We start from the raw sequence: 2,790 nt of genomic DNA on the forward strand, positions 1-2,790 counted from the left end.
CAGCGAGACGGCGATGATCTTCGGCGAGGTCTACCGCTACGGCGGCGAATGGAAGTTCCGCGCGGTCGGACAGGGGTATGCGTCGGGTCTGCGGGGGATCGCCATGGACTTCGGCGTCAACGTCTCGTGAACGTCGTGTGATCGACGCTCGGTGAGCGCAGGCGCACACGGCGTCGTCACCGGAGCCCCGGTGGCACCGGACGTCGCCGCGTGCGCCCGCCGGTCGGCCCTCCCGGCTGCGGGGCGGGCCCTCTAGACTGCGTGGTCAACGTTTCGTAAAACCGCGCACAGCGCGGACAGCATCGCAGCGAAGGATTGGGTAGCCAGTGCTCCTGAAAACCTTTGGTTGGTCGTTCGCCATCACGGCGGCCGGCTTTGCCTTGGCCGGCGTGCTCTGGGGGTGGAAAGGGCTGGCGCTCGTCGCGATCCTGTCCGTCCTGGAGATCTCGCTCTCGTTCGACAACGCGGTCATCAACGCCGGCATCCTCCGGAAGATGAACGCCTTCTGGCAGAAGATGTTCCTGACGCTGGGCATCCTCATCGCCGTCTTCGGCATGCGGCTGGTCTTCCCGGTCGTCATCGTGGCGATCACCGCCAAACTCGGGCCCATCGAGGCCGTCGACGTGGCGATCAACGATCACCACCGCTACGAGGAACTGGTCACCAGCGCCCACCCGGCCATCGCCGCGTTCGGCGGGATGTTCCTCCTCATGATCTTCCTGGACTTCATCTTCGAGGACCGGGACATACAGTGGCTGGGCGGTCTGGAGCGGTTCCTCGCCAAGCTGGGCAAGGTCGAGGGCCTGTCGGTCATCGTCTCCCTGGTGGTGCTGATCATCACGGCCACCACGCTCGCCACCGCCGTCCCGGTGCACGGCGGGGACGGCACGATCGACAAGGCCGCCACGGTGCTGCTGGCCGGCGTCGGCGGTCTGGTGACGTACCTCGTCGTCGGCGGCATCTCCGGCTTCTTCGAGGAGCGCCTGGAGGACGAGGAGGAAGAGGCGGAGGAGTCCGCTCCGGCGGAGAAGAAGAGCAACGGCTCGGTCGTCGGCCTGGCCGGCAAGGCCGCGTTCTTCATGTTCCTCTACCTGGAGGTCATCGACGCCTCCTTCTCCTTCGACGGCGTCATCGGCGCCTTCGCGATCACCAACGACATCTTCGTGATGGCGCTGGGCCTCGGCATCGGTGCGATGTACATCCGCTCCCTGACGGTCTTCCTGGTCCGCAAGGGGACCCTGGACGAGTACGTCTACCTGGAGCACGGCGCGCACTACGCGATCGGCGCGCTCGCCCTGATCCTGCTGGCGACGATCAAGTACGAGATCCCCGAGGTCGTCACCGGGTCCATCGGCGTGGCCCTGATCGCCCTCTCCTTCTGGTCCTCCGTGCGGCGCAACCGCAAGGAGACCGGGGCCGGCGGCGGCGACGGGCGACGCGAGGAGGTCGCGTCCGGGGTGTGACCCCGGCACCTGTGCGGGAACCCTCTGAGCGGGGCGGCGGTGAGATCACCTCACGGCCGTCCCGCTCACCGGTTTCCGGAGCGGAGACCGGACCGCGAGGGGTGGGGGCAGCACATGACGGTACGGGACAAGCTGTTCGGCAACTGGGGGCGCGGTGCGGCCTGGCAGTTCGACGCCCCGCACAGCGCGTCGGGGGCGGTCGAGCTCACGAAACGCCACCCGGTCTACTCGCTGACCAAGAACGGGGCCGTCAGCGGCAACATGCGGATCAACCTGTCGTGGCAGATGCGGACCACGGTCATCCACGAGAAGCCGCCCCGCGGCGGGGTACGGCACCCGTTCCGCAAGTTCACCCCCGAGATGGTGCAGGCGCAGGGCCCGGCGATGGTCAGCGTGGACCTGGACCTCGCCTGCATGTACGAGCTCTGGGACGGGTCGAAAGGCGTAGTGCAACCGCTCGGCAACATACTGGGCAGCATCAACTCCCCGCCGTACGTCCAGCTCAGCGGCGACGACCGGTTCGGCTCGGGCTCGGGGGAGACCATCTACATCAACATGGACCACCGGGATGAGATCAAGCGACTGCTGGTCTTCGTCTACATCTATGACGGCACCCCGGCGTTCGAACGTACCCAGGCGACGGTGACGCTGTATCCCGGCAACGGCCCCCGGCTCGAAGTCGCGCTCCACGAGCGCGCGCCGGAGGCCCGGTCGTGCGCCGTGGTCCTGATCGAGAACGACAAGAAGGAGATCGTCGTCCGGCGGGAGATGCGGTACGTGTACGGGTTCCAGTCGGAGCTGGACCGGCTGTACGGGTGGGGGCTCCAGTGGGGGCGGGGGTTCAAGTCGAAGGTGTGACGCGGCGGCCCCGGGGGCGGTGCGGTGCCGGCCCCGGGGCTCCGGTGGCCCCCGCCGTGGTCCCGGGGACTCCGGTCGTCCCCGCCGCTAGCGTCCGGGCAGGAACTGCGGCCCCTGGGGCGGCAGGCGGAACGCCGGGTCGGGGGCCGCGGGCGGGGGCAGCGGGTAGTCGCTCTGGGGGTCCTGGAACGGCTGCTGCGACTGCTGGGGCTGCTGCGGCTGGTGCTGTGGGTGCGTTGGCTGCTGGGGTTGCTGAGGGTGCTGGGGGTGTTGCGGGTAGCCGTAGGACGGCTGGGCCGCCGGGTACTGCGGGTAGCCGTACGCCGGCTGTGACGGCTGCGCCGGAGGGACGGCCGGGGGCGCGCCGGGCGGCGGCGGGTAGCCGTATCCGGGCGCGGGCGGACGGGGGACGGCCGTGGTGGGCGCGTCGGCGGCGGGCGCGAGCGGGGATGAGGGCGGCGCCGGCGGC

Annotated in this window: 3 protein-coding genes and 1 pseudogene; 3 read left to right on the forward strand and 1 reads right to left on the reverse strand. The window is 69.5% G+C overall.

Annotated features, from left to right (window positions below; translation table 11 throughout):
* From JNW98_RS27410 to JNW98_RS27420, 3 genes are all read left to right on the forward strand, one after another.
* Nucleotides 1–130, forward strand: a 130-nt coding sequence (locus JNW98_RS27410) for a TerD family protein (protein ID WP_223770992.1), incomplete at its 5' end; no start/stop codon positions are given.
* Between the two features lie 196 nt (nucleotides 131–326).
* On the forward strand, nucleotides 327–1,463 hold the full coding sequence (locus tag JNW98_RS27415; RefSeq protein ID WP_223770990.1) for a DUF475 domain-containing protein: 1,137 nt from the start codon (nucleotides 327–329) through the stop codon (nucleotides 1,461–1,463).
* Between the two features lie 114 nt (nucleotides 1,464–1,577).
* The gene (locus tag JNW98_RS27420; RefSeq protein ID WP_223770991.1) at nucleotides 1,578–2,321 is read left to right on the forward strand and encodes a TerD family protein; all 744 of its coding nucleotides are present in this window, start codon (nucleotides 1,578–1,580) and stop codon (nucleotides 2,319–2,321) included.
* An 87-nt stretch (nucleotides 2,322–2,408) separates the two neighbouring features.
* Here the strand turns inward: JNW98_RS27420 and JNW98_RS27425 are convergent.
* Nucleotides 2,409–2,790, reverse strand: a pseudogene (locus JNW98_RS27425) (TerD family protein); the annotation flags it as partial.

This window comes from Streptomyces huiliensis (assembly GCF_020037025.1).
GTDB classification, from domain to species: domain Bacteria; phylum Actinomycetota; class Actinomycetes; order Streptomycetales; family Streptomycetaceae; genus Streptomyces; species Streptomyces huiliensis.